Origin of the sequence: Bradyrhizobium sp. AUGA SZCCT0158 (genome assembly GCF_018130065.1) — a bacterium.
Classification (GTDB): Bacteria; Pseudomonadota; Alphaproteobacteria; order Rhizobiales; family Xanthobacteraceae; genus Bradyrhizobium.
The window spans coordinates 1-23,124 of sequence record NZ_JAFCME010000029.1 but is presented as its reverse complement, the minus strand read 5'-3'; the positions used below and the strand labels follow the sequence as shown (position 1 = coordinate 23,124).

Annotated in this window: 23 protein-coding genes; 11 read left to right on the top strand and 12 right to left on the bottom strand. The window is 63.7% G+C overall.

Annotation, left to right across the window (positions count from 1 at the left end):
- Positions 1–28 precede the first annotated feature (28 nt).
- The 3 genes from JQ574_RS29370 to JQ574_RS29360 all read left to right on the top strand — a co-directional run bounded on the left by JQ574_RS29370 (position 29) and on the right by JQ574_RS29360 (position 2,661).
- Positions 29–1,126 (top strand): calcium:proton antiporter, encoded by a 1,098-nt coding sequence (locus JQ574_RS29370; protein ID WP_212207655.1) that lies wholly within the window; start codon positions 29–31, stop codon positions 1,124–1,126.
- Positions 1,127–1,157: 31 nt separating this feature from the next.
- Complete coding sequence (locus tag JQ574_RS29365) at positions 1,158–1,442, top strand: cupin domain-containing protein (RefSeq protein WP_212207656.1); 285 nt, start codon at positions 1,158–1,160, stop codon at positions 1,440–1,442.
- A 232-nt stretch (positions 1,443–1,674) separates the two neighbouring features.
- Positions 1,675–2,661, top strand: a complete 987-nt coding sequence (locus JQ574_RS29360) for a hypothetical protein (RefSeq protein ID WP_312014759.1) — start codon at positions 1,675–1,677, stop codon at positions 2,659–2,661.
- 157 nt (positions 2,662–2,818) lie between these two features.
- Here JQ574_RS29360 and JQ574_RS29355 read toward each other — a convergent pair whose 3' ends face one another.
- Together JQ574_RS29355 and rpsU are read right to left on the bottom strand one after the other, a co-directional pair.
- On the bottom strand, positions 2,819–3,475 hold the full coding sequence (locus JQ574_RS29355) for a tetratricopeptide repeat protein (RefSeq protein ID WP_212207657.1): 657 nt from the start codon (positions 3,473–3,475) through the stop codon (positions 2,819–2,821).
- 168 nt (positions 3,476–3,643) lie between these two features.
- A complete protein-coding gene (rpsU, locus tag JQ574_RS29350) occupies positions 3,644–3,952 on the bottom strand; it encodes a 30S ribosomal protein S21 (protein ID WP_192736788.1) in 309 nt (102 codons plus the stop codon).
- Positions 3,953–4,214: 262 nt separating this feature from the next.
- Between rpsU and aqpZ the strand changes: the two genes are divergently transcribed.
- A complete protein-coding gene (gene aqpZ / locus JQ574_RS29345; RefSeq protein WP_212207658.1) occupies positions 4,215–4,937 on the top strand; it encodes an aquaporin Z in 723 nt (240 codons plus the stop codon).
- Between the two features lie 13 nt (positions 4,938–4,950).
- Here the strand turns inward: aqpZ and JQ574_RS29340 are convergent, their stop codons facing one another.
- Positions 4,951–6,051 (bottom strand): 5-(carboxyamino)imidazole ribonucleotide synthase, encoded by a 1,101-nt coding sequence (locus JQ574_RS29340; RefSeq protein ID WP_192736786.1) that lies wholly within the window; start codon positions 6,049–6,051, stop codon positions 4,951–4,953.
- Positions 6,048–6,536 carry a 5-(carboxyamino)imidazole ribonucleotide mutase gene (purE, locus tag JQ574_RS29335; protein WP_212207659.1) on the bottom strand — a complete coding sequence of 163 codons (489 nt, stop codon included), beginning with the start codon at positions 6,534–6,536 and terminating at the stop codon, positions 6,048–6,050. Before purE ends, JQ574_RS29340 begins: the two co-directional genes overlap by 4 nt.
- Positions 6,537–6,687: 151 nt before the next feature.
- Between purE and JQ574_RS29330 the strand changes: the two genes are divergently transcribed.
- Positions 6,688–7,368, top strand: coding sequence for a GGDEF domain-containing protein (locus JQ574_RS29330; RefSeq protein ID WP_212207660.1), 681 nt, complete (start codon positions 6,688–6,690; stop codon positions 7,366–7,368).
- A 155-nt stretch (positions 7,369–7,523) separates the two neighbouring features.
- Here the strand turns inward: JQ574_RS29330 and JQ574_RS29325 are convergent, their stop codons facing one another.
- The 3 genes from JQ574_RS29325 to JQ574_RS29315 all read right to left on the bottom strand — a co-directional run bounded on the left by JQ574_RS29325 (position 7,524) and on the right by JQ574_RS29315 (position 8,551).
- Positions 7,524–7,775 (bottom strand): hypothetical protein, encoded by a 252-nt coding sequence (locus JQ574_RS29325; RefSeq protein ID WP_212032854.1) that lies wholly within the window; start codon positions 7,773–7,775, stop codon positions 7,524–7,526.
- Positions 7,776–7,798: 23 nt separating this feature from the next.
- Positions 7,799–8,011: a hypothetical protein gene (locus JQ574_RS29320; RefSeq protein WP_212207661.1), complete on the bottom strand. Its 213-nt coding sequence runs from the start codon at positions 8,009–8,011 to the stop codon at positions 7,799–7,801.
- 333 nt (positions 8,012–8,344) lie between these two features.
- Positions 8,345–8,551 carry a YdcH family protein gene (locus JQ574_RS29315; protein ID WP_192736782.1) on the bottom strand — a complete coding sequence of 69 codons (207 nt, stop codon included), beginning with the start codon at positions 8,549–8,551 and terminating at the stop codon, positions 8,345–8,347.
- Between the two features lie 239 nt (positions 8,552–8,790).
- On the opposite strand from JQ574_RS29315, the gene JQ574_RS29310 reads away from it, so the two are divergent.
- Positions 8,791–8,976: a YdcH family protein gene (locus JQ574_RS29310; protein WP_192736781.1), complete on the top strand. Its 186-nt coding sequence runs from the start codon at positions 8,791–8,793 to the stop codon at positions 8,974–8,976.
- Between the two features lie 101 nt (positions 8,977–9,077).
- Here JQ574_RS29310 and JQ574_RS29305 read toward each other — a convergent pair whose 3' ends face one another.
- A complete protein-coding gene (locus JQ574_RS29305) occupies positions 9,078–10,181 on the bottom strand; it encodes an NAD(P)/FAD-dependent oxidoreductase (RefSeq protein ID WP_212207662.1) in 1,104 nt (367 codons plus the stop codon).
- 261 nt (positions 10,182–10,442) lie between these two features.
- Here JQ574_RS29305 and JQ574_RS29300 point away from each other — a divergent pair, with 261 nt between their 5' ends.
- Together JQ574_RS29300 and JQ574_RS29295 are read left to right on the top strand one after the other, a co-directional pair.
- The gene (locus JQ574_RS29300) at positions 10,443–13,145 is read left to right on the top strand and encodes an EAL domain-containing protein (protein ID WP_212207810.1); all 2,703 of its coding nucleotides are present in this window, start codon (positions 10,443–10,445) and stop codon (positions 13,143–13,145) included.
- Between the two features lie 147 nt (positions 13,146–13,292).
- Positions 13,293–14,786, top strand: a complete 1,494-nt coding sequence (locus JQ574_RS29295) for a glycerol-3-phosphate dehydrogenase (RefSeq protein ID WP_212207663.1) — start codon at positions 13,293–13,295, stop codon at positions 14,784–14,786.
- Between the two features lie 51 nt (positions 14,787–14,837).
- Here the strand turns inward: JQ574_RS29295 and JQ574_RS29290 are convergent, their stop codons facing one another.
- Entirely contained in the window at positions 14,838–16,151 is a 1,314-nt protein-coding gene (locus JQ574_RS29290; protein WP_249119678.1) for a tetratricopeptide repeat protein, read from the bottom strand.
- A gap of 147 nt (positions 16,152–16,298) precedes the next feature.
- On the opposite strand from JQ574_RS29290, the gene JQ574_RS29285 reads away from it, so the two are divergent.
- From JQ574_RS29285 to JQ574_RS29275, 3 genes are read left to right on the top strand one after another with little or no spacing between them, the layout of a single operon-like run.
- Positions 16,299–17,519 (top strand): ABC transporter ATP-binding protein, encoded by a 1,221-nt coding sequence (locus tag JQ574_RS29285; protein ID WP_212207664.1) that lies wholly within the window; start codon positions 16,299–16,301, stop codon positions 17,517–17,519.
- Positions 17,516–18,430 (top strand): ABC transporter permease, encoded by a 915-nt coding sequence (locus tag JQ574_RS29280; protein ID WP_212207665.1) that lies wholly within the window; start codon positions 17,516–17,518, stop codon positions 18,428–18,430. The genes JQ574_RS29285 and JQ574_RS29280 overlap by 4 nt, the downstream gene beginning before the upstream one ends.
- Positions 18,430–19,245: an ABC transporter permease gene (locus tag JQ574_RS29275; protein ID WP_212207666.1), complete on the top strand. Its 816-nt coding sequence runs from the start codon at positions 18,430–18,432 to the stop codon at positions 19,243–19,245. The genes JQ574_RS29280 and JQ574_RS29275 overlap by 1 nt, the downstream gene beginning before the upstream one ends.
- Here the strand turns inward: JQ574_RS29275 and JQ574_RS29270 are convergent.
- From JQ574_RS29270 to JQ574_RS29260, 3 genes are all read right to left on the bottom strand, one after another.
- On the bottom strand, positions 19,240–20,091 hold the full coding sequence (locus tag JQ574_RS29270) for a carbohydrate ABC transporter permease (protein ID WP_212207667.1): 852 nt from the start codon (positions 20,089–20,091) through the stop codon (positions 19,240–19,242). The genes JQ574_RS29275 and JQ574_RS29270 overlap by 6 nt on opposite strands.
- Entirely contained in the window at positions 20,088–20,960 is an 873-nt protein-coding gene (locus tag JQ574_RS29265) for a carbohydrate ABC transporter permease (RefSeq protein ID WP_212207668.1), read from the bottom strand. Before JQ574_RS29265 ends, JQ574_RS29270 begins: the two co-directional genes overlap by 4 nt.
- A 198-nt stretch (positions 20,961–21,158) precedes the next feature.
- Positions 21,159–22,544, bottom strand: a complete 1,386-nt coding sequence (locus JQ574_RS29260; protein ID WP_212207669.1) for an ABC transporter substrate-binding protein — start codon at positions 22,542–22,544, stop codon at positions 21,159–21,161.
- Positions 22,545–23,124 lie beyond the last annotated feature (580 nt).

Genomic DNA, 23,124 nt, shown 5'->3' with positions numbered 1-23,124 from the left:
CGGCAATGATTTCAAGGATTTTGACCGCATGAGCGCGCACGGCCCGATGCCGAAATCGTCGTGGATTTTCCCTGCCTTGGCGGTGGCGCTGTTCGTGGTCGCCACCGCGCTCGGGCTGACCTTCACACCGACGGCCGGCGGTTTGCTGTTCGCGGGGCTGCTGCTGGCGATCCTGTTCGGAACGGTGTTTGCCGCCGTGCATCACGCCGAAATGATCGCGGAGCGGATCGGCGAGCCTTACGGCACGCTGTTGTTGACGCTGGCGGTCACCATCATCGAGGTCGCGCTGATTGCGACCATCATGCTCGGCGAAAAGCCGGTGCCGGCGCTGGCGCGCGACACTGTGTTCGCGGTGGTCATGATCGTGTGCAACGGCCTCGTCGGCATCTGCATCTTCATCGGCGGGCTGCGCTATCGCGAGCAGGATTTTCAGGTCTCCGGGGCCAACCTGTATCTCAGCGTGCTGTTCGTGATGGCGACCATCACGCTGATCATGCCCAACTACACGCTGACGGCGCCGGGGCCGTTCTATTCGGCGGCCCAACTCGGCTTTGTCAGCGTCGTCACGCTCGTTCTCTATTGCGTGTTTCTCTATACCCAGACCATCCGGCATCGCGATTATTTCATCAAGAATGCCGCGGGCGAGGCGGCGGACGGATCGCTGCTGTCGAACCGAATGCTGGCGCTGAGCATCGCGCTGCTGCTGGTGTCGCTGCTGGCGGTGGTGCTGCTGGCTAAGAAATTCTCGCTGGTGGTCGATATCGCGATTGCCAGCATCGGCGCGCCGCCGGCTTTCGCGGGCGTGCTGGTGGCGCTGTTGATCCTGCTGCCGGAAAGCGTCGCCGCCATTTCTGCCGCCCGCAAGAACGACCTGCAGAAGAGCATCAATCTGGCGCTCGGCTCGTCGCTGGCGACCATCGGGCTGACGATCCCCGCCGTCGCCGTCGCCGCCTACGCGCTCGACAAGCAATTGGTGCTTGGGCTCAACACGCAGGAGATGGTGCTGCTGGTGCTGACCTTCGTCCTCAGCATGCTCACCTTCGGAACCGGACGCACCAACATCCTGTTCGGGCTGGTCCACATGGTGGTGTTCGCCGTATTCCTGTTCATGGTATTCGTGCCGTAGTTCCCTTGTCGTTCCCTGGAGTTCATCCAAAATGCTCAGCGCCCAGTCAGACGTTCAGGTCGACACCCCGGAAGTTCGCGTCACCGAATGGCGGCTGGCGCCGGGCAGTGCCACCGGCCACCACACCCACGGGATGGACTACGTCATCGTGCCGGTGACCGCGGGCGAAATGACCATCGTGGCGCCGAATGGCGAACGCTCGAAGGCGCAGCTCGCCGTCGGCAAGTCCTATTTCCGCAAGGCGGGCGTCGAGCACGACGTGCTCAACGAAACGGCAACCGAGATCGTGTTCCTGGAGGTCGAACTGAAGCCCTGATTGTCGGTTATCGGCAGCGCCGCAACCGACTCATTTCGGCCGCAGGTCCTGACAAGCCGTTAATGGTGTGGTTCCCGGAACGTCCCGCAACAAGGAGGGGCGGCGGGGTCGCCTTAGAGACGCAGAAACGGAACCTCATGAGGATCTGCACAATTGCCACCGATCCGTCTTAGTTGATCCCTCAATATGCCCAGAAGTTCCAGCATCAAACTTGCCGCGGGGAGTGGCCGGCATGCTGAAGAAGTATATTTCGAAATTCACGATCGACATCCTGCCTTCGGTGGCAGCGACCGTCATCGGGGCTTACATCGTCAATCATTACATCGTCACCAGGCCGGGCACGGACGCCCCTGTCGCCGCCGCCGTATCGGCTGCCGACCCCAAAGCTGCAGCCAAGACCCAGGACACCAAGGCCGCGGAAACCGGCAACCCGCCGACGGCGGGCGTCAGGGCCAAGGGGATTTCCGAAAAAGCCCTCCTCGAGAAGACCGCGGCCGAACGGCCGGCGGTGGTCGAGAAGGTTGAAGCCAAAGCGGATGTGAAGGCGGACGCGAAGGCTGACGTAAAGGCTGACACGAAGCCCGCCGACGCGCCTGCCGAGACCGCGAGCGTTCCGGCCGAGCCGCGCGCCACCCGCGCCGCGCCGCGCGAACGCGAGAAGGAAAAGATCAGGGTCGTGCTGCCGTCTCCGGTGCAGCCCGTGGCGCCGGCCGTCGCCGCCGCGCCGCCGGCGCCTGTCGCCGCGCCGCCGGTCGAAACCGCTGTTGTGCCGGATGACCGCCGCGACGCCAACGACCTCGCGCGCGCTGCGATCGAGCGTCTGCGGGTCAACAATGATGGTTCGCCGCGTGCAGCCGAAGTGGTGCGCGCCCCCGAAGCTCAGCGAGTCGAGACACCGCGTATCGAGCCCTCGCGGATCGAGACGCCGCGAAGCGAGTTGCCGCGGGTCGCAACCGCGCCGGCGCTTCGCCCGCTGCCGCCGCCGATCTCGGTCTCGACGCCTTCAGGAGGGGAGACTTTCGATCAGGGCAGGCCGCCTTACGCAGCCAATGCGTCTGTCGATCCGCGCCGTCCGACGCCGCCGGCCGAAATTCCGGTGTCGCGTCCGCTCGATTTGCGGGCCGATATGGCGGAGCCGTCCGGGCGCGAGCGGACCTCGGTTGCCGAGGACGTGCTGTCGGCGGCGAAGTCGGTGTTTCACGCCGTCCTGCCGAAATAATCCATAACATCGTGTCTTCTCGTGCCCCCGGACGCAGGCCGCGACCGGGGCTTCTACTTTGCATGGGGTTGTTTTCGCGATTTTGCTTCTGGCGCAACCGGTAGCCACCCGCGATCAAGTCCGAGGGATGGCGGGCATGCTTCGCTGGAAAACGGCGCTACCCGCCGGTGCGGGCCAGGCCGCTGCGTGCGGCTTCGTCCTTGGGGCGGATTGCGATGGCGCGGCCATAAGAGGCGGCCGCCTTGGCCTTGTCGCCAAGCCGCTCATAGGCCTGCCCGCGGGCTGACCAGGCCGGTGCGCTGTTGGGATCGGCCTGCACCGCTTCATCCAGGTCGGCGGCCGCTTCCTTGGCCTTGTCTATCGCGAGATAGCTTGTTGCGCGGCCGAGCAACGGTTCGACCTTTTGCGGCGTCAGGCCATTGGCGGCGGTGAAATCCTCGATCGCCTGCTGGTATTGTTTCTCGCCTTGATAGATCAGCCCGCGGCCGTAGAGCGCCTGGACGTTGTACGGATCGAGTGCGAGGGCGCGATCGAATTCCGCCAGCGCCTCTTCGTTCTTGCCGGACCTGGCGAGCACCTGGCCGCGGGTGGCATAGCCCTGCGAGTCGCTGACGCTACGCGCGCTGATATTGTCGGTCGGTTTTTGCGCCACGGGCTGCGGCTTTGGGCTGTCCGCACCCCACGATCCCAGATCGAACGAGCAGCCGCCAAGCGGTATCGTCAGCAGCGCGACAAGTACGGCCGTATGGCGCACGCCACGAGAAAACGAACAGGAGGCCGGAATGGCCTTATGGCGGAATGCTCGCGCGTTCATGGCGCATAGGTAGCCCGGCACGCCGCAAAATGCATCGGTCAAAATAGCCGCAACCGGCGGACCGAACCCGTCAGGCCCAGGGACCGACAAACAAAAAACCAAAGAAAAACCCAAAGAAAAAAGCGCAGGCCAAGGCCCGCGCTTTCCAATTCAAATCTGCTCGGTCGTTCAGCGCGGTCCGCGCGGACCTGCACCCGGGCCGCCACGACCGCCACCGGGACCACCGCGGTCGCCACCGGGGCCAGCACCGAACACCGGCTTCGGCTTCATCGGCAGCAGGCCTTCGCGCTGCAGCTTCTTGCGAGCCAGCTTGCGCGCGCGGCGCACGGCTTCGGCCTTTTCACGGGCCTTCTTCTCGGAGGGCTTTTCGTAATGGCCGCGGAGTTTCATCTCGCGGAAAATACCCTCGCGCTGCATCTTCTTCTTCAGCGCCTTGAGGGCTTGATCGACATTGTTATCGCGGACGAGAACCTGCACGCGGCATCCTCTTTCAATTGATCGGATAGGAATTCTGGTAAAGCGAAGAGCTGGCGAAAGGCCTGGCCCTTAACCTGAAGGCGGGCATTTACCAGACAAAACCTGCGATGTCCACCTGTGAAGCGAAAAGCCGGACCAAGTTAAGCCATGAAATGCGGCAAATCTGTCGCTGTTCGGCCCTGATTTGGGAAGTTGTGTGCCCAGATCGAGGCCGTTCCCGGCGTTTTGAGCAACCCGGCAACAACAATCTGGGGAGACAACCATGGATACGAAGAAATATGCCGCCGAGGCCATCGGTACGTTCTGGCTGACATTTGCGGGATGCGGCAGCGCCGTCATCGCCGCCGCCTTTCCGCAGGTGGGTATCGGACTGGTCGGGGTGTCCTTTGCGTTCGGACTGAGCGTCGTCACCATGGCCTATGCGATCGGCCATGTATCCGGTTGCCATCTCAATCCGGCCGTCACGGTGGGGCTTGCCGCCGGCGGGCGCTTTCCAACCGGGCAAATCGCGCCCTACATCATCGCGCAGGTGATCGGCGCCGTTGCGGCGGCGGCGCTGCTTTATGTGATCGCAAGCGGCGCTGCCGGTTTCGACGTCACCAAGGGTTTTGCGTCGAATGGCTACGACGCGCATTCGCCCGGCAAGTACAGCATGGTTGCCTGCTTCATCACCGAGGTTGTGATGACCATGATGTTCCTCTTCATCATCATGGGCGCGACCCATGGCAAGGCGCCGGCGGGCTTTGCACCGCTGGCGATCGGATTGGCGCTCGTCATGATCCACCTCGTCAGCATTCCCGTCACCAACACCTCGGTGAATCCGGCGCGCAGCACCGGGCCTGCGCTGTTCGTCGGCGGATGGGCGCTGGCGCAGCTCTGGCTGTTCTGGGTAGCGCCGCTGATCGGCGGCGTGCTGGGCGGGGTGATCTACCGCTGGCTCAGCGAGGAGCCCTCCGGCGTCGTCGAGGGCCGCAAGCCCGCGTGATGCGGGCTTGCCGCTATTTCTTGCGCGGCGACACTTCGGTGACGTGACCCATCTTGCGGCCCGGCTTCGGCGCGCCTTTGCCGTAAAGGTGAACGGTGGCGCCGGGAACCGTCAGCCACTGCTCGTAGCCGAGGATGTCGTCGCCAATCAGGTTCGTCATGGTGACCTCGCCATGACGGACCGGTTTGCCGAGCGGCCAGCCGGCGATGGCGCGGATGTGCTGCTCGAACTGCGAGATCGAGGCGCCGTCCAGCGTCCAGTGTCCGGAATTATGCACCCGCGGCGCGATCTCGTTGACCAGCACTTTCGGCCCGCCATTTTCCGCTACCACGAACATTTCGACCGCGAGCACGCCGACATAGTTCAGCGCGGTTGCGATCTGCTCGGCGATGCCGCGTGCCTGCGCCGCCAGCGCATCCGATATCTGCGCCGGCGCGCGCGAGATTTTCAGGATGTGGTCGCGGTGCTCGTTTTCAGTGACGTCGAAACTCTCGACCTGGCCGTCGACCGAGCGCGCAGCGATCACCGAGATCTCGCGTTCGAACGGAATGAAGGCCTCGAGGATCGCCGATTTGGTGCCGAGGTCTTCCCAGACCCTGGTGAGATCGTCGCCGTCGCGGATGATCGCCTGGCCCTTGCCGTCATAGCCGAAGCGGCGGGTCTTGATCACGGCGGGCAGGCCGATCTTCTTGATCGCCGCCCGCAGGGTTTCCACCGACGAGACGTCGGCATAGTCGGCGGTGCCGATACCGAGCCGCTTCACAAAATCCTTTTCGACCAGCCGGTCCTGCGTGGTCTCCAGGATCTTCTGGGCCGGGAGCACCGGACGGCGCGCCGCCAGCACCATGGCGGTGGCGGCCGGCACATTCTCGAATTCATAGGTGATGACGTTGACGTCGTTGGCGAACAGTTCGAGCGCCTCGACATCGGCATATTCCGCGCAGGTGGCGTTCAGCACCACGTCAAAGGCCGGCGAATCCGGGTCCGGCGAAAACACCTGGCAGCGGAGGCCGAGGCGCGCCGCAGCCATCGCCAGCATCCGGCCCAATTGCCCGCCGCCGAGAATTCCGATGGTGTCGCCGGGCTTCAGCTTCACATTGTTGGAAGCCGTCACGCCAAGCCCTCCGGCCGCTCTTTGACCGCATCGGTCTGTTGCTTGCGCCAGGCAGCCAGGCGCGTCGCCAGCGCCGGATCCTGCAGCGCCAATACGCTGGCGGCGAGCAGCGCGGCGTTGATCGCGCCGGCCTTGCCGATCGCAAGGGTGCCAACGGGGACGCCCGCGGGCATCTGCACGATCGAATAGAGCGAATCGAGGCCGGACAGCGCCTTGGATTCGACGGGAACGCCGAACACCGGAAGCTCGGTCAGCGCCGCCGCCATGCCCGGCAGATGCGCCGCACCCCCGGCACCGGCGATAATGATCTTGAAGCCGGCCGCCTTGGCGCCCTTGGCGAAAGCAAACAGCCGGTCGGGGGTGCGATGGGCCGAGACAATGCGTTTTTCGCAGCCGACCCCGAGCGCCGCCAGCGTGTCGGCGGCGTGGTGCATGGTCTCCCAGTCCGACTGGCTTCCCATAATGATGGCGATCGGTGCGGTCATTTCGTCAATTCTATTGGGGAATCCAGAAACATAGGCCGATTATAGGGGCGGCCCGGGCGTCATCCAAGGCATGGCAAGGGATTAGGAATGGACTATCCTGTCTTGGTGAATCCGGGCAAGCCTTCATACGCATGCCTGCACAGGGAAGGTCATGAAGAAGAAAACCAGGGCAGCGGCTTCGGGAACCGGAAAACGCCCGAAAACGGCCCCGGCAGGACGAAAAGCCGCGCCGCGCGGGATCCGCAAGTCGGCAAGCCCGGCCCCGGCTCCGTCCGTTGACCCCAAATCGACGATTCGCCGGCTCAAGACGCAATTGGCGCGGGCTCGGGCCCGAATCGAGGAACTGCAGGCCTCGGCCGATACCGACTTCCTGCTGGATATTCCGAACCGGCGCGGTTTTGAGCGCGAATTGCACCGCGCGATCGCCTTCATCAAGCGCTACCACGCGAGCGGCGCCCTGATCGTGCTCGACGTCGATCGCCTGAAGCCGATCAACGACGCTTTCGGTCATGCCGCCGGCGACGAGGTGCTCAAGGCCATTGTGAAGACGCTGATGGCCCATGTGCGCGCATCTGACGTGATCGGCCGGCTCGGCGGCGACGAGTTCGCGCTGCTGTTGTGGAATCTCAGCGAAACCGATGCCAGGGCCAAGGCGGCGTTGCTGGAGGCGACGATTGATCGCCTCACCTTTGTGTTTGGTGGCCGCACCGTCACTGCGGGCGCCTCCGCCGGCGTCGCGATCCTCGGTCCTCACGCGGAATCGGGCCGCGCGCTGGAAGAGGCCGACAGCGCGATGTACATCCGCAAGGCGCAGCGGCGGCATGAGGCGTGAACTGCATTCGTCAGGTGAGCAAAAGCCAACGGGTCGCGCGAATGCGCGCCCGATGACAGGCTCCGCATCTTGCTTCGTGAATTGATTTGGTGGGCACGCACAAGTGTGCCTTTGCCCACCCTGCGAATGCTTGCTGCGAACGTTCGCAGTGACGACTACAGCCCGCTCAAATCTTCCGGCACGTTGCCGAACTTCCGCAGCAATTGCGCGTCGCCGAATTCGCCGATCATCGGATCGCCACTGCGGCTGAACGCGACTGCGCCGATGCTGCCGGGGGCTCGCGACAGGATCTCGGCCCGGCGCAGCGCGGTGGTCGGACTCTGGCACTCCTCGGCAGCGCCAGCGACCGGCGAGCCGTCATCGTCCTGCAGGAATGGCAATGCAACGTAATAGGTGACATCGGCCATCATCGTCGCTCCGGTTTTGCTGCTCAGGCAGCGGTGCTGCTGGTGCGCAAGGGTTGGGTCGGCACGCAGCCGGCGGATATCGCCGCCTGCAATTCCTCCAGCTCGGCTTCCAGATATTCGTTGGCCATGATCAGCGCCTTGATGGTCGAGCGCAGATTGCCGTCGCACATCGCGATCGCCTGATCGCAGGCTTGCTCGTAGCGGCTGTTGTCGGACAGGGACGGTGGTGCGGACATGACAGAACTCCCTTTGCTGGCGGCAGGGAGATATGTTCCTCTTTTGTTCTATTGGAGTCAAGCAAAGAGCGTGCGCGAAAGTTCATTTTCCCGCGCTCAAAGGCTGCCGGCGACGCGATCGCGGCCCTGAAAGTTCGTCGCAACCGCGGCGCTTGTGGATGTCGGGGAAAAGGGATTTGCGCGCAGGCGGGCGGTCTTCTGGCTATAGCCGCACCGTTCCGAAAAAAAATCGCACCTGCCGGGCGAGCCGATCGGCGGCAGCCAGGTTGCGGCTGTTCATCGTGGTGCGGCTTGTCCTGCGCGGCATCCGGCGCCAGCGCGATCAGCCTGCGATCAGGCAATGATATCAGGCGTGATCTGATCTTCGATGAAGGCGATGCGGTCGCGCAATTGCAGTTTGCGCTTCTTCAGCCGCTGCAGCCGCAGCAGATCCGGCGCCGGCGACTGATGCAGCGCGTCGATCGCCGCATCGAGATCGCGATGCTCCTGCTGCAGCCGGGCAAGCTCGTTTACGAGCTCGCGCTCATCTTCGTCGGTCATGGCGTACGCTAACTGCAAAAGCACGATGAGGTTGTAGACGGCTTGCGAAGCCGCCAGCGAAATATCGTCCCTGCGGGCCCGGTCCGCAAGCCGACCCGGTTCCATAGTCACGATTGGTTACAGATAAATCCGAAAAAATGAGAGCCCCGATTCTGGATAGCCATCGACAGATTCGGCGGCTGGTGTACACTCATTCGTCCGGATCGAATCTGAGGTTTCACCCACCGAGGAGATTTCGTATGGCTCTACAGGCGCATCTTGTTGAACTTGAACGTAAACACAAGATCCTCGAAAACGAATTGCACGAAGCGCTCGTGCACCTTTCCACAGACGACCTCCACATTGTCGAGTTGAAGCGCCGCAAGTTGATGGTCAAGGACGAGATCGAGCGATTGAAGCAAACCGCCAGCGATACGGTCCACTAAACCGGTCTCCAGCAGAATGGCGAAACGTAATTCACCGTCGGATGGGCGCTTTTGCGCTCATCCGTATAGGTTGTATTGCGAAATTATCTTGTATTTATCGCTTACTGCTCTGCCAGTTCACTAACATGATCAGCGATCGCCAGGGACGACGTCAGTCCCGGCGATTCGATGCCGAACAGGTTGATCAGTCCAGTGACGCCGTGCGCGCGCGGTCCCTGGATCAGGAAGTCCTGCGTGGCAACCGCAGGTGGCACGATCTTGGGCCGGATTCCGGAATAGCTCGGCATCAGCGCCCCGTCCGGCAGCGTCGGCCAATAGCGCCGGATCGCGGGATAGAACCTGTCGGCACGGGCCGGGTCGACGGCGTAGTCGATGCTTTCGACCCACTCCACGTCCGGACCGAAGCGCGCCTGTCCGGCCATGTCGAGGGTGAGGTGCACGCCAAGCCCGCCGGGCTCCGGCACCGGATAGATCAGCCGTGAAAACGGCGCCCGCGCGCTGCAGCTGAAATAATTGCCCTTGGCGAGATACGCCGGCGGTATCAACTCGATCGGCATGCCCTCGATGCTGCGCGCGACCGAAGGCGCGCCCAATCCCGCCGCGTTGACCAGCAGGTTGCATTCCAGAACCATCGGCACATCGCCGCCCGTCTCGATTTCGATCCTGCCCGCGTTTGCCCGGGCGCGCAGCAGCGGCGTGTAAAACGCGTAGGCGGCACCAGCTTCCTCGGCATCGCCGCGCAGCGCCAGCATGTAGGCGTGGCTGTCGATGATGCCGGTCGACGGCGAGAGCAGGGCCGCATCGCAATTGAGTGCCGGCTCCAATGCACGCGCCGCTTCGCCGGTCAGAAGCTGCATGTCGTCGACGCCATTGGCTTCGGCATGGGCGCGGATCGATTGCAGTTTTTCGGTTTCCGCAGGCGTCGTCGCGACGATCAGCTTGCCGCAATTGCGATGCGGGATGCCGTGGTCGCGGCAATATTCGTAGAGCGCCCGTTTGCCACTGACGCACATCTGCGCCATCAGGCTGCCGGCGCGGTAATAGATACCGGCGTGGATCACTTCGCTGTTGCGCGATGAGGTGATGGTGCCGATGCCCTCGGCCGCCTCCAGCACGATGACTTCGCGGCCCTGCTGGGCGAGCCGCCGCGCGATCGCGAGCCCGATCACTCCCGCTCCGATGACGACGCAATCAACCTTGTCCATGTACGCTTCAGGCCCGGAAATTTGGCGCGGGATCACGCCCGTCGCGCGCTTGTTTTATTATCGTTTCGTTCAGAAGTAAGCCCCAACAACCCGTTGGATTGTCTCGACATATGCCCTGAGGTCCGATCCTGTTAGTGAAGCATTAATCATGTCAGGGCAATTGCCGCAATTTGAGTCGCATTTTCCGGTTGCAAGGGTAGGCGTTTACCCGATCCAAACCCGTCAAGCCAGACACTCCACCGGGAAATCCGCGGGTGAATGATGGCTGGCAAGAATTGGCAGGCAGGCGGGAGGGATTCAGTTCCGGCGCTGGCCCTCGTGTGTCTGCTCGCCACCGCTGCGTCGTGCGGATTGGCATGGGCCGCGCCGCCCGTTTCCGGCAGCTTGGCGCCGTCGGGCTATTTCGGTGAGCTCGACTCCAGCATGATCTGGGAGATGCTGATCGGCGGCATCGTGGCCGTATCGTTTCTGGTAGCGGCCGCGCTGTGGGTGCTGTCGGCGCTGCGCCGGGTCAAGCGCTCGCAACTCCGGCGCAGTGCGTTCGTCAGCTCAGCCCTGAACAATCTCAGCCAGGGCGTGGTGATGACCGACGCCCGTCAGCGCATCATCTTCAGCAACGACCGCTATCTCGAAATCTATGGCCTGGTCCGCTCGGACATTCCCCGCAACATGACCGGGCCGGAACTGCTGGAAGTGCGGCGCAAGCGCGGCGCACTGGGCGTCAGCGCCGACGAATTCTATGCCCAGGCCTCCACCGCGGAGGGCCTGATCACCGAACTGCCAAACGGCAAATCGGTGCTGGTCAAGTATTTCCGCCTGCCGAATGGCGGGTCGGTCGCGACCCATGAGGATTGTACGGAGCAGCGCAAACTTTCGCGCAAGCTGGCGTCGACCACGCAGTTCCTGGAATCGGTGCTCGACAACGTTCCGGTCTGCGTCGCCGCCAAGAACATCGAGGACGGCCGCTATATTTTCGCCAACCGCGCGTTCGAGCGTTTCTCGCGCTTCTCGCGCGACCATATCGTCGGCAAGCGCGCCGACGAGATATTCCAACCCGAAACCGCACGCACGATCGACACCGCGGATCAGTCGGCGCTGAAGGCACCGGAAGGCTACCACCGCACTGAGTTCGAAGTCGAGCGCGGCTCCGAGAAGCGCGTCCTCGCCTCCAACCGCGTGATCGCGCGCGATGAGAACAACCAGCCCGAATTCCTGATCGCGCTGTTCGACGACGTCACCGACCGCCGCTCGTTGTCGCGCGAGCTGGAGAGTACCAAGAAGTTCCTCGAACTCGTGGTCGACAACATTCCGGTCTCGCTGATCGTCGAGCGCGTCTCGGACGGAAAATACCTGCTCGCCAACCGCAGCGCCGAAACCATCCTCAACCGCCGTCGCGAGGACGCCACCGGACTGACGGCTGCCGATATCTTCAATCCGCGCGAAGCCAAGCTGATCATCGCGCGCGACGAGGCGGCGATCAAGAAGCGCGGCCTTCTGACCGAGGAACACCCGATTTCGACCAAGGACGGGCTGCGGCTGTTCCTGACCCGCCGGATGACGGTGCTCGATGATGCCGGCGAGCCGCAATATCTGATCAAGACCCATGAGGACGTCACCGACCGCCGCCAGACCGAGTCGCGGATGGCGCACATGGCCTATCATGACGGCCTGACCGATCTGCCGAACCGCGCCGCCTTCCTGCAGGCGCTGGCCCAGATGATCGAGGCCTGCGAGGGCACCGAAGAGGAATTCGCGGTGCTCTGCATCGACCTCGACGGGCTGAAGGAAGTGAACGACGTGTTCGGTCACGCGATGGGCGACAAGGTGCTGACCGAGGTCGCCCAGCGCCTGCAGGACTGCGCCCGCGGCGGCGTGGTGGCCCGGCTCGGCGGCGACGAATTCGGGTTGATCATCGACGGCAAACAGCCCTCCGCGGGCATCGCGCTGGCCGAGCAGGTCGCGATCGCGCTGGCGAAGGAATTCCAGATTGACGGCAAGCCGGTTCGGGCCGGTGCCACCACGGGCATCTCGGTATTTCCGCACAACGGGTCGGACGCGGCAGCCCTGCTCGCCAATTCCGGCGCGGCGTTGTTCCGGGCGAAAGCAAAATCGCGCGGCTCGATCAGCGTCTTCGAGCCCGAGATGGACCAGCAGATCCGCGACCGCCGCGTGCTGCATCAGGACCTCTCGGTCGCGATCAAGAACGGCGAATTGTCGCTGTACTACCAGCCGCAGGCCACTTCGGGTCCGACGGTTGCCACCAGCGACGTGATCGGCTTCGAGGCGCTGGCGCGCTGGATGCATCCGGTACGCGGCTTCGTGTCACCAGGCGATTTCATTCCGCTGGCGGAAGAAAGCGGCCTGATCGTCGAAATGGGCGAATGGATCCTGCGCGAAGCCTGCCGGGAGGCGGCCTCCTGGCCGGTGCCGATGCAGATCGCGGTCAATTTGTCGCCGGCGCAGTTCATGCATGGCGATGTGGTCAGTCTGGTGCATTCGATCCTGCTCGAAACCGGGCTGGCGCCGGATCGGCTCGAGCTCGAAATCACCGAAGGCGTGCTGATCGAGGATTTCGATCGCGGCCTGGCGCTGCTGCGGCGGCTCAAGGCGCTCGGCGTGCGCATCTCGATGGACGATTTCGGCAGCGGCTACTCCTCGCTGAGCTACCTGCAGGCGTTCCCGTTCGACAAGATCAAGATCGACCGCGCCTTCGTCATGCATCTCGGGCGCAATCCGCAATCGGCCGCGATCGTGCGCGCCGTCATCGACCTCGGCCACGGCCTCGAAATGTCGATCGTCGCCGAGGGTGTCGAAACCCAGGAACAGCTCGGTTTCCTGTCGGAAGAGGGCTGCGACGCGGTGCAGGGCTATTTCATCGGCAAACCCCTGCCGATCGGCCAATACGCCGCGCTGGTCGGGCGCAACGTCATCAACAGTATCGAGTCCACGCGCAAGACCGGCTAGAGCCTGCGCAGGCTCTACCCGTTTGTTTGACGCGTTTTTGCCGCAGATAAGTCTACGCGATCTACTTGATTGCGATGCGAACCGGTATCCACTTCGCGCGAAAACGCTATGTTGTCGTGCAACTCGGTTCTCGACTGTAAGCGTTGCATGGCGGATTACGATCTTGCGATCATCGGCGGCGGATTGAACGGCGTTGGCATCGCGCGCGATGCCGCCGGCCGCGGCCTGCGCGTGATCCTGCTGGAGCAGGGCGATCTCGCTGCGGGCGCCTCCTCGGCCTCGCCCCGGCTCGTTCATGGCGATCTGGCGGGGCTGGAGCGGCGCCGCTTCCTTCGCGTCCGTGCGGCATTGGCCGAGCGCGACATTTGGCTCCGGATCGCGCCACATCTGGTGCGCCCGATGCGCTTTGCCATCCCGGCCCACACTGACGAACGCCCAGCCTGGCAGCTGCGGTCATGGCTGTTGCTGTATGACCGGCTGGCCTCGCGCGCGCCGTTGCCGCGCTCTGCCACCGTCGACGTCACCCACCATCCGGTCGGCAATCCGCTGAAGCGGCCGTTCGGAACGGCCTTCGAATATTCCGACTGCGTCGTCGACGATTCCCGCCTGGTTGTGCTCACCGCCGTCGATGCCGCGGCGCGGGGGGCTGCGATCCGCACCGGCGCCCGCTGCACCCGCGCCGAGCGGGGCGAGACCTGGCGGCTGGTGACGATCGATCGCGGCCATCGTCAGGTCGTGAGCGCGCGGGCGCTGGTCAACGCCACCGGAGCCTGGACCGCGACCGTCGCCGAGACGGTGCTGCGCCAGCCGCCGCCAAGGCTTGCCACGATCCAGATGAGCCAGATCGTCGTCCGCCGCCTGTTCGACACCGACAACGTCTACGTATTCCAGAACAGCGACCGCCGGCTGATTTTCGCCAGCCCCTATGAGCGCGATTTCACCCTGATCGGCACCGTTGGCCATGCGTTCAAGGGCGATCCCGCCATTGTCGCGATGGCGGCCAGTGACGTGGCTTATCTTTGCGATGCTGCCAACCGGTATTTTCGCGAACGGATCGAGCCGTTCGACGTGGTGCGGACGGTTTCCGGCGCCAACCTGGTGATGAACCCCGCGAACAACCGGGCAGCGTGGGATGGCGCGATGAGCTTCGACCACGCTCGCCGCAAGGCGCCGCTGATCACGATCTTCGGCGGCGACGTCACCACCTCGCGGCTGCGTGCCGAAAGGGCCGTCTCCAGGCTGACGCCGTTTTATCCGATGTCGCCGCGCTGGACTGCGACGGCGCCGCTGCCCGGCGGCGATTTTACCTGGAACCGCTTCGAGAACGAGGTCGATGAGGTGCGCGCGCGCTGGCGGTTTCTCAGCGAGGATCATGCCCGCCGCCTGGTCGGCGCCTATGGGTCGAACGTCAAGGCGATCCTTGGCGAGGCCAGGGATCGCGGCGATCTCGGCCCGGCGTTTGGGCCTGAGCTGACGGGCGCGGAAGTGCGCTATCTCATGAAGCACGAATGGGCACGCTTCCCGGACGACATTTTGTGGCGACGCTCGAAGCTTGGCCTGACCATGCCGCCGGCGGATCGCGAGGCGCTGGCCGCGTTCATGGCGGCGGTGTCCTCGGAGCTGGCATGCGGCGCTCAATAAATCCGACGATTGTCATTGCCACGGCGCGGCGGCGATCGACGTGTTCGCAGTTCAGCGCCGCGCCTGAACTTCGCGCGACCAGGCCGCGTCACGTGCGGATGGCCTGCGCTCGAGCCGGGTGGAGATCAGCCCGGCGGCCTTCTCGCGGTGTCCTCCGCGCAAATACGCCACGATCAGCGTGTCCTCCCACAATTCGCGCTGGGCGTGGCTGCCGCCGATCTTCACCAAATCGGCCATCGCGGGTTCAAGCAGGCGGATCGCACCGTCATTATCTCCGTCGACGAAGGCGCGCATGCCGCGGCAGAGGTCGATCGCCGCGCGCCCCGGCGCCAGTTTACCGTCGGCGGCACGGGCCTCCAGTTGCGCCAGTCGCGTGTCCAGCGCCTCGCCGCCGATGGCCGCCCCTGATAGCGCGTGGTGGACGTCGGCGAAATGCGCCCCGGCTTGCGGGAAATATTTTTCGCCATAGGCGGCGACGTCGCGCCAATGCGGCTCCAGCCCGGATTTGCCGGCGAGCGACAGCCGCCACAGCAGCGAAGCGCCGTCGGTGAAAATATTCAGCGGCGGGTAGGGGCGGTCGGCCGGCTTGATTTGCTGTTCGTAGATCGCAAGCGCGCCTTCGAGATCGCCTTCGTCGAGCGCGGTCAGCGAGATGTGCCACCACAAATGCCCGTGCAGGAAGCTCTTGCGGTCGTGCGCGGGCAGCCACGCGGAAAGGAACTGGCGGCCCGCCGCCAGGTCGCCTTGCTCGAACATCGCGTGCGACAGGCCGTGTGCGGCATTGGCGTTTTCAGCCCGCAACCCCATCGCGCGTTCGCTTAAAGTGCGGCCGGTGGCGAGGTTGCCGGCTTCGGTATGCGACCAGCCGAGATAACTCAACAGCCACCAATCCTCGCCGTAATGCCTGGCGACACGCTCGCATACCGCAAGCTTGGCGGCGTCGTGGTCGGCACGGCCCGAAAACGCGTAGAGCCCGAAGGCGCCGAGCAGCATCGACAGCACCAGCGCATCGCGGGGATATTCCTCGAGATGCGCTTCGGCGCCGCCGACGGCCACTTTCGGCTTGCCTTCGATCACGGCAGCCATCACCTCGATATGCTGGCGCTCACGGGCGTCGGCGCCGGCGGCCAGTTGCCGTGCTCGCGCGGCCATGCTGCGCGCTTCATTGCCCTTCATATTGAGCTGATGCAGGCGGGCCCGCGCGATATGTGCCAGCGCGAAATCACTATCTTCCCGGATCGCGCGGTCAAAGGCGTCCTCGGCGCCGTGCCAGGCTGACAACATGCAGTCCATGCCGTCGCGATAATGCGCGGCGGCGCGGTCGGAGGTCGTCGTCAGTGGCAGATCATATCGGTCCCGGTTCATTTTCTTGTTCCGTGATGTGCGCGGTGAGTGCCAAGCCTAGCAGAGACATGACCGCTGACAGCGATAATATTGTGACTGTGCGCCGCGAAGCGGTTGAGCCGATGCCGATCCGCCGCTAGCGTGCGGCAGCGAGGGCTGGCAGGGGACATGACCGAGGAATCGCCGGAAATTACGCCGAAGGCCGATGGGATCGCCGACCCCGCAAAGCCGGAGCCGCCACCTCAAGCGCCCGTAAGCCCGGCGCCGCAGTTCGAATTGGCTGCCGACATGCCGCTGCTGCGCATCGAGGGGGTCGGCAAGACGTTCGGCAGTTTCCGCGCGGTGGACCGGCTGTCGCTCGATATCCGCGCCGGGGAGTTTTTTGCGCTGCTGGGTCCGAGCGGCTGCGGCAAGACCACGCTGCTGCGCATGCTCGCCGGTTTCGAGACGCCGGACGAGGGTCGCATCCTGCTCGGCGCCAAGGACATCGCGCAGGTGCCGCCGCATCTGCGCCCGGTCAACATGATGTTTCAGAACTACGCGCTGTTTCCGCATCTGTCGGTGCGGGACAACATCGCGTTCGGCCTCAAGCGCGCCGGCATGGCGCGCGACGAGATCGCCACCCGCGTCGCCGAGATGGTCGCGCTGGTCAAGCTCGAAGGCATGGAGAAGCGCAAGCCCGATCAGCTCTCCGGCGGCCAGAAGCAGCGCGTGGCGCTGGCGCGCTCGCTGGCCCGCCGCCCGCAGGTGCTGTTGCTCGACGAGCCGCTGGCTGCGCTGGACAAAAAGCTGCGCGAGAGCACGCAGCTCGAATTGATGGACCTGCAGCGCCGGCTCGGCATGACCTTCATCATCGTCACCCACGACCAGGAAGAGGCGATGACGATGGCGAGCCGGATCGGGGTGATGGATGCCGGCCGCCTCGAACAGGTCGCCACCCCGCGCGAGCTCTACGAGGCACCGCATTCGCGCTGGGTCGCGGAATTCATCGGCGACGTCAACCTGTTCGATGGCGAAGTTGGCTGGCGCGAAAATAACCGGCTGCTGGTCACGACCAGGGAGGGCGTCACGCTTGCGGTCACCGAGCCGCGCCAGCGGGTTACCAAGGCCACGGTCTGTGTCGCGATCCGCCCCGAGAAGGTCAAGCTGTCGCGCCGCGCCCCGGTGTCGGATGCGGCCAATACGCATGCGATCAACCGGCTCGAGGGCGTGGTGACAGATGTCAGCTATCTCGGCGGGCTCACCGCGTACAAGGTCAAGCTGGAATCCGGCGCCGTGGTGCGCGCATCGGTGGCCAATACCGCGCGGCTCGACATCGATGCCTATCTCGCGGGCCAGCGCGTGATGGCCTGGTTCGCGCCTGACGACTGCATGGTGCTGGAACAATGAGCGCGCGCAGCATCTTCGCCCGTCCGGCGCGGCTGGCTGCGATCGCGCCCTATCTGTGGATGGTGCTGTTCTTCCTGGTGCCGTTCGGTTTCGTGCTCAAAATAAGCCTGTCGCAGACCGCGATCGCGCAGCCGCCCTACGTGCCGCTGTTCGACCTCACCGCGGGCTGGGCTGCGATCAAGGCGGCGTTGTCGGAACTGTCGCTGGACAATTTCAAACTGCTGGTCTCGGACAGTCTCTACATCTCCTCGTACTTGCGCAGCATCTTCGTCGCGGTGACCTCGACGGCGATCCTGCTGCTGATCGGCTACCCGATCGCCTATGGCATGGCGCGGCTGCCGCAGCGCTGGCAACCAATCGCGATGATGCTGGTCATTGTGCCGTTCTGGACCTCGTTCCTGATCCGGATCTATGCCTGGATCAACATCCTGCAGCATGACGGTCTGCTCAACAAAATGCTGCTGGCGCTGCATATCGTGTCAACGCCTGTGGTGTGGCTGTCGACCGACACCGCGATGTACATCGGCATCGTCTATTCCTATCTGCCGTTTATGATTCTGCCGCTGTACGCCACGCTCGCGAAAATGGACGGCGCGCTGATCGAAGCAGCCTCCGATCTCGGCGCCTCGCCGGGACGCGCGTTCTGGCTGGTGACGTTTCCGCTGTCGCTGCCGGGCGTCGGTGCCGGCGCGCTGCTGTGCTTCATTCCGATCGTCGGCGAGTTCGTGATCCCCGATCTCTTGGCGGGTTCCGGTTCGATGATGATCGGGCAGACGCTATGGCTCGAATTCTTCACCAACAAGGACTGGCCGGTTGCTTCCGCAGCCGCGGTCGCGCTGCTGCTTTTGCTGATACCGCCGCTGCTGCTCTATGACCGGCTGCAGCGCCGCACGCTGCGGGGAGGGGGCTGATGACGCGCCGGGTGAACCGGATTTCGCCGTTCAACATCACCTCGCTGGCGCTGGGGCTGGCGTTTCTCTATCTGCCGATCGTCATTCTCGTCATCTACTCGTTCAACGCCTCGCGGCTGGTGACGGTGTGGGGCGGCTGGTCGCTGCGCTGGTACACCGAGTTCTTCAACGACCGCGCCATGCTGGACGCAGCCTGGATGAGCCTGCGCGTCGCCGCGGTGTCGGCGACGGTCGCAACCCTGCTCGGCACGCTCGCGGCGATTGGTCTGGCGCGCGGCGAGCGCTTCAAGGGCCGCTCGCTGTTCTCGGGCATGCTCTATGCGCCGCTGGTGATGCCGGAGGTGATTTCGGGCCTGTCGCTGCTTTTGCTGTTCGTGGCGCTGAGCGCCGAGCGCGGCTTCTGGACCGTGACGCTTGCGCATACGACGCTGACGATGTGCTTCGTCACCGTCGTCGTGCAGTCGCGCCTCGCCTCCATCGACCGCAGCCTCGAGGAAGCCGCGATGGATCTCGGCTGCGATCCGGTGCGGGCGTTTCTGTCCGTGACGCTGCCGCTGATCGTCCCGGCGATCGTTGCCGGCTGGATGCTGGCCTTCACGCTGTCGCTCGACGACGTCGTGATCGCGAGTTTTACGACGGGCCCGGGCTCGGCGACCTTGCCGATCCGGATCTATTCCGAGGTGCGGTTAGGAGTGAAGCCGCAGATCAACGCGATCTGCACGATGGTGATCGCGCTGATTGCGGTCGTGATCGTGATTGCGTCCTTCGCCTCGAAGCTGTCGAGCTCGCAAGGCGAGAGCGCGGCGCCATTATGACTTCACCGCGCCCGCCGTCAGCCCGCCCACCATATACCGCTTGAACGCGTAATAGATCGCGGCCGGCGGCAGGGCGTAGATGAAGCCGGTGGTCATCAGCAATTCCCAGGGCGAATCATCCGCGGCAAGGAAGTTGCCGAGCGCCACGGGCAGCGTGATTTCGGTGTCCTTGGAGAGCAGCAGGAACGCGTAGAGATATTCGTTCCAGGCGAGCAGGATAGCGTAGGTGCCGATCGCCACCAGCGAGGGCATCATCAGCGGCACATAGACCAGCCTGAACAGCTGCGGAATGGTCGCGCCGTCCATGATGGCGGCTTCGTCGAGTTCGACCGGCAGCTTGTCGGAGGCCTGCTTCAGCACCCAGATCGCGTAGGGCGAGGCGATCGTCACCATCGCCAGGATCAGCGACCAGTGATTGTTGAGCAGGCCGTAATTACCCATGGTCCGGTACATCGGCACGGCGAGGAACGCCGCCGGGATGAAATAGGTGAACAGCGCGAGATTCATCACCCACCGCCCGCCGGGCACCTTGAGCCGCGAGATCGCAAACGCCGCCGCGGTCGCGATCAGCAGCGTCAGCGCGCCGGCGGCCAGCGCGATCACGATCGAATTCCAGAACTGGATCCAGAAATCCCGCAGGAAGTAATGCTCCTGATGGAACACGATGCGGAAATTGTTCAGCGTCGGATGCGCCGGCCAGAGCTTTCCGGAGAACGCATCTTCCTTCGGCGAAATCGCGAACAGGAACATGTGGTAGATCGGGATCATGGTCCAGAGGAACACGGGAATCCCGATCAAGAGAAGGCGGGCTTCGACGCCGACTTCGCGTAGCGTGGGCAGTTTCATCGCGACAACCGTTTCATCATGAAATAGATCAGCGGCAGCACGAACGGCAGCGCGCAGACGATGGACGCCATCGCCAGGCTGAGCTGATCGAGCCGCAGATAGCGAATCCCGAGGGTCGCGAGCACATGGGTGAGATCGGCGGGGCCGCCGCCGGTCAACAGATAGACGCTGTTGAAGTCACCCAGCGTCCAGATCATCGAGAGCAGGGTGCAGGTCAGATACAGCGCCTGCATCGACGGCCAGGTGATGAAGCGGAACTTCTGCGTCCAGCTCGCGCCGTCGACTTCGGCCGCTTCGTAAAGATCGTGCGAGATCGCAAGCCGCCCGGTCATCAGGATCAGCGTCCAGAACGGCAGCGATTTCCAGATGTGCACGCCGATCGCCATGCCGAGCGCTACGGTCGGGTCATTGAGCCAGTTCGGGCCGTCATCGCCGGTGAGTTTGAAGATCAGCGTGTTGACCATGCCCCATTCGGGGTTGAACATGAAACGCACGGAGAGAATGGTCGGGATCGACGGCACCGCCCAGGGCAGGATGAACAGCACCGAGAGCCATTTGATCCACGGGCGCTGCTGGGCGAAGAAGCCGGACAGGAACAGCGCGATCATCATTTTGAGGTTGATGCCGACCAGGAGGAAGATCAGCGTATTGACCGCGGCGCGCGCGAAGATCGGATCATGCCAGAGCGCGACATAGCTCGCCGGATGACGCGCCAGCCACAGCCCGTAGCAGACCGGGTAGACCACGAAGGCCAGAAACACCAAGAGGTAGGGCGCGACCAGCACGATGCCCCAGACCTGCGGGGTAGTCAGCCGGGCAGACAGCGGCGGGCCTGGCATCGCCTGATCGCCCGAGATCGTAATCGCCATATTCAGTTACTCTTGTCAGCCATGCCGGCCGCAATGCGCGGCCGGTGTTGGTTGGTACACCTCTCCCCGCTTGCGGGGAGAGGTCGAAGCCGAAGGCTTCGGGTGAGGGGGTACAGGACTCTCAACGAGCATTACTCGCGGAGAGAGCCCCTCACCCCGACCCTCTCCCCGCAAGAGCGGGGTGAGGGAGAAGCAAGATCAACCCGCGATCTGCTTGAGGCGGGCGATCAGTTCGTCGACGGCTTTATCGACCGGAACCTTCTCGCTCACCACCCGGTTCATCGCCTTGGCCCAGACGTTCTCGTTGTTCAGGATCGTGAACTTCCAGTTCTTGGTGAAGTCGAAAGGCGTGGTGCCGCCGGTGAACTGGGTGTAGACGGCCTTGCGATGCCGGTCAGCCTGCCAGAACGGGCTCTGCTGACTGGCCGTCGTCACCGGGAACCAGCGGCCGAGCGCGCCTTCGATATAGGGCCGCAGGTTTTCTTCCTGCAGCAGGAACTTGATGAACTCCTTGCCTTCGGCCTTGTTCTTGGCCGCGGTGAACATCAGCCCGGTCTTGACGTCGGAGCGGTACTTGATCGGCGTGCCGTCCGGCTTGTTGGGGAACGAGGCCGTGATGATGGTCTCGTCGTAGTTCTTCTTGCCGAGCGCGCGCTGTTCCGGCGTCAGCGCCGGGTTGTTGGCGTCGTCGAGCCATTTCGCGGCGATCGAGATCGTGAAGTTGTGCGTCATCACGATGGTCTTGTTGTGGAACGCGACGTTGTTGTCCGGATCCTTCCAGGTGGTGGAGGAGGGCGGCGCGCAGCCCCTGGTGTAGGTGTCTGTGTAGTCCTTCAGCGCCTTGATCAGGTTTTCGCGCACCTTCGGGTCGTCGACCAGCAGCTTGCCGTCGTCATCGACGAGCTTGACGTTGTAGGCGTCCATGAAGGTGTAGAACGACTGGAACGAGTCGGTCGATTCCACGCCCATCGGCTGGCCGACGGCATAGATGCGCTGGCCGGTGGCCTTGCGAATGGCGGGCTGCACCTTGTCGCACCAGAACGACCAGTAATCTTCCCACTTGGTTGGAATGTCGCTTTGCTTGAAGCCGGCCTGCCCCAGCATGTCGCTCCAGATCTGGACGTGCATGCTCTGCTGCTTCAGCGGATAGCCGTAATAGGCCTTCTTCTTGGCGACATCGTTGTAGAGCAGCGCGGTCTCCAGCGTGTTCGGCGCGAACGCCGACTTCATCGGCAGCAGGATGTCGCCGAGGTCCTCGAGCTTGCCTTCATAGGCCCATTTGCCCTGCGCCTGCACGTCGTAGCTGTCGGAATAGGCGACGTCAGGCACGGTGCCCGAATCCATCGCCGCCACCGTCTTCGGAATCATGTCCTGAATGGCGTATTGCGACAGTTCGACCTTGATGCCGGTCTTGGCCTCGAACTTCTTGATCGCCTCGAGCAGCGCGTCGTCCTCGGACTTGTAGAAGCCCTTGCCGAACCAGACGGTAATGGTTTTTTGTTGGGCCATCGCAGGCGCTGTGGCGTAAAACAGCCCGACAGCCGCGACCGCGAGTGAAACTGCACCAATTCCCTTGAATCTCACATTGTTCTCCCTGGATATGCCGGGTTTTCCAACCCGGTTGGATCAGTGATAGCGCAACCAAACGGCGCGATCTAGATGCCGCGTTGCAAACTTGTGTAGGGCGGTTCCAGCCAGGCCAAGCGTTCGTCCTGGCAAGGCAATCAGGCGTCAACGACGTCGTTTCAGCCTTGTCGTCCCGGCCTGGGGCGCAATTGTGAACGGCACCCCATAACCACCCATTTTGATTGTGAAGGGGATTGCGGCTCCAGCCTGATCCAACCTCGGCATCGCCCGATATAACTTGCGCATCAGCGGCTATCAGGTACCGGCTCGCTATGTGCAATGGCGCGTTTGAGCCGGGATGATGCGGCTTCGCGTTCTCGCGGCCTGATAACCCGAGCTTTGCCAGAAACTTGCCGCCCTCTCGTTGAGAGGGCGCAGGGAAGACCGGGTGCGCGCTGCACCCGCGGTCTCGTGTGCGGTTTGCACTAAGTAGGCTGCACACGAGCATACAGGGCAGCGGTGAACACCCGGCCTTCCCTGCGCAATGGCTTTACGGCTTATGCCGTGATCTCCCCGGAGACGAGTTCTTGGTTGACTC

What these genes read in the sequence shown, in the direction of transcription:
- JQ574_RS29310 (WP_192736781.1), top strand. Translation starts at nt 8,791, where the DNA reads ATGGCTCTACAGGCGCATCTTGTTGAACTTGAACGTAAACACAAGATC.
- JQ574_RS29295 (WP_212207663.1), top strand. Translation starts at nt 13,293, where the DNA reads ATGGCGGATTACGATCTTGCGATCATCGGCGGCGGATTGAACGGCGTT.
- JQ574_RS29300 (WP_212207810.1), top strand. Translation starts at nt 10,443, where the DNA reads ATGGCTGGCAAGAATTGGCAGGCAGGCGGGAGGGATTCAGTTCCGGCG.
- JQ574_RS29370 (WP_212207655.1), top strand. Translation starts at nt 29, where the DNA reads ATGAGCGCGCACGGCCCGATGCCGAAATCGTCGTGGATTTTCCCTGCC.
- JQ574_RS29290 (WP_249119678.1), bottom strand. Translation starts at nt 16,151, where the DNA reads ATGAACCGGGACCGATATGATCTGCCACTGACGACGACCTCCGACCGC.
- purE (WP_212207659.1), bottom strand. Translation starts at nt 6,536, where the DNA reads ATGACCGCACCGATCGCCATCATTATGGGAAGCCAGTCGGACTGGGAG.
- JQ574_RS29315 (WP_192736782.1), bottom strand. Translation starts at nt 8,551, where the DNA reads ATGACCGACGAAGATGAGCGCGAGCTCGTAAACGAGCTTGCCCGGCTG.
- JQ574_RS29270 (WP_212207667.1), bottom strand. Translation starts at nt 20,091, where the DNA reads ATGAAACTGCCCACGCTACGCGAAGTCGGCGTCGAAGCCCGCCTTCTC.
- JQ574_RS29365 (WP_212207656.1), top strand. Translation starts at nt 1,158, where the DNA reads ATGCTCAGCGCCCAGTCAGACGTTCAGGTCGACACCCCGGAAGTTCGC.
- JQ574_RS29285 (WP_212207664.1), top strand. Translation starts at nt 16,299, where the DNA reads ATGACCGAGGAATCGCCGGAAATTACGCCGAAGGCCGATGGGATCGCC.
- JQ574_RS29265 (WP_212207668.1), bottom strand. Translation starts at nt 20,960, where the DNA reads ATGGCGATTACGATCTCGGGCGATCAGGCGATGCCAGGCCCGCCGCTG.
- aqpZ (WP_212207658.1), top strand. Translation starts at nt 4,215, where the DNA reads ATGGATACGAAGAAATATGCCGCCGAGGCCATCGGTACGTTCTGGCTG.
- JQ574_RS29305 (WP_212207662.1), bottom strand. Translation starts at nt 10,181, where the DNA reads ATGGACAAGGTTGATTGCGTCGTCATCGGAGCGGGAGTGATCGGGCTC.
- JQ574_RS29330 (WP_212207660.1), top strand. Translation starts at nt 6,688, where the DNA reads ATGAAGAAGAAAACCAGGGCAGCGGCTTCGGGAACCGGAAAACGCCCG.
- JQ574_RS29325 (WP_212032854.1), bottom strand. Translation starts at nt 7,775, where the DNA reads ATGGCCGATGTCACCTATTACGTTGCATTGCCATTCCTGCAGGACGAT.
- JQ574_RS29280 (WP_212207665.1), top strand. Translation starts at nt 17,516, where the DNA reads ATGAGCGCGCGCAGCATCTTCGCCCGTCCGGCGCGGCTGGCTGCGATC.
- JQ574_RS29320 (WP_212207661.1), bottom strand. Translation starts at nt 8,011, where the DNA reads ATGTCCGCACCACCGTCCCTGTCCGACAACAGCCGCTACGAGCAAGCC.
- JQ574_RS29355 (WP_212207657.1), bottom strand. Translation starts at nt 3,475, where the DNA reads ATGAACGCGCGAGCATTCCGCCATAAGGCCATTCCGGCCTCCTGTTCG.
- JQ574_RS29360 (WP_312014759.1), top strand. Translation starts at nt 1,675, where the DNA reads ATGCTGAAGAAGTATATTTCGAAATTCACGATCGACATCCTGCCTTCG.
- JQ574_RS29275 (WP_212207666.1), top strand. Translation starts at nt 18,430, where the DNA reads ATGACGCGCCGGGTGAACCGGATTTCGCCGTTCAACATCACCTCGCTG.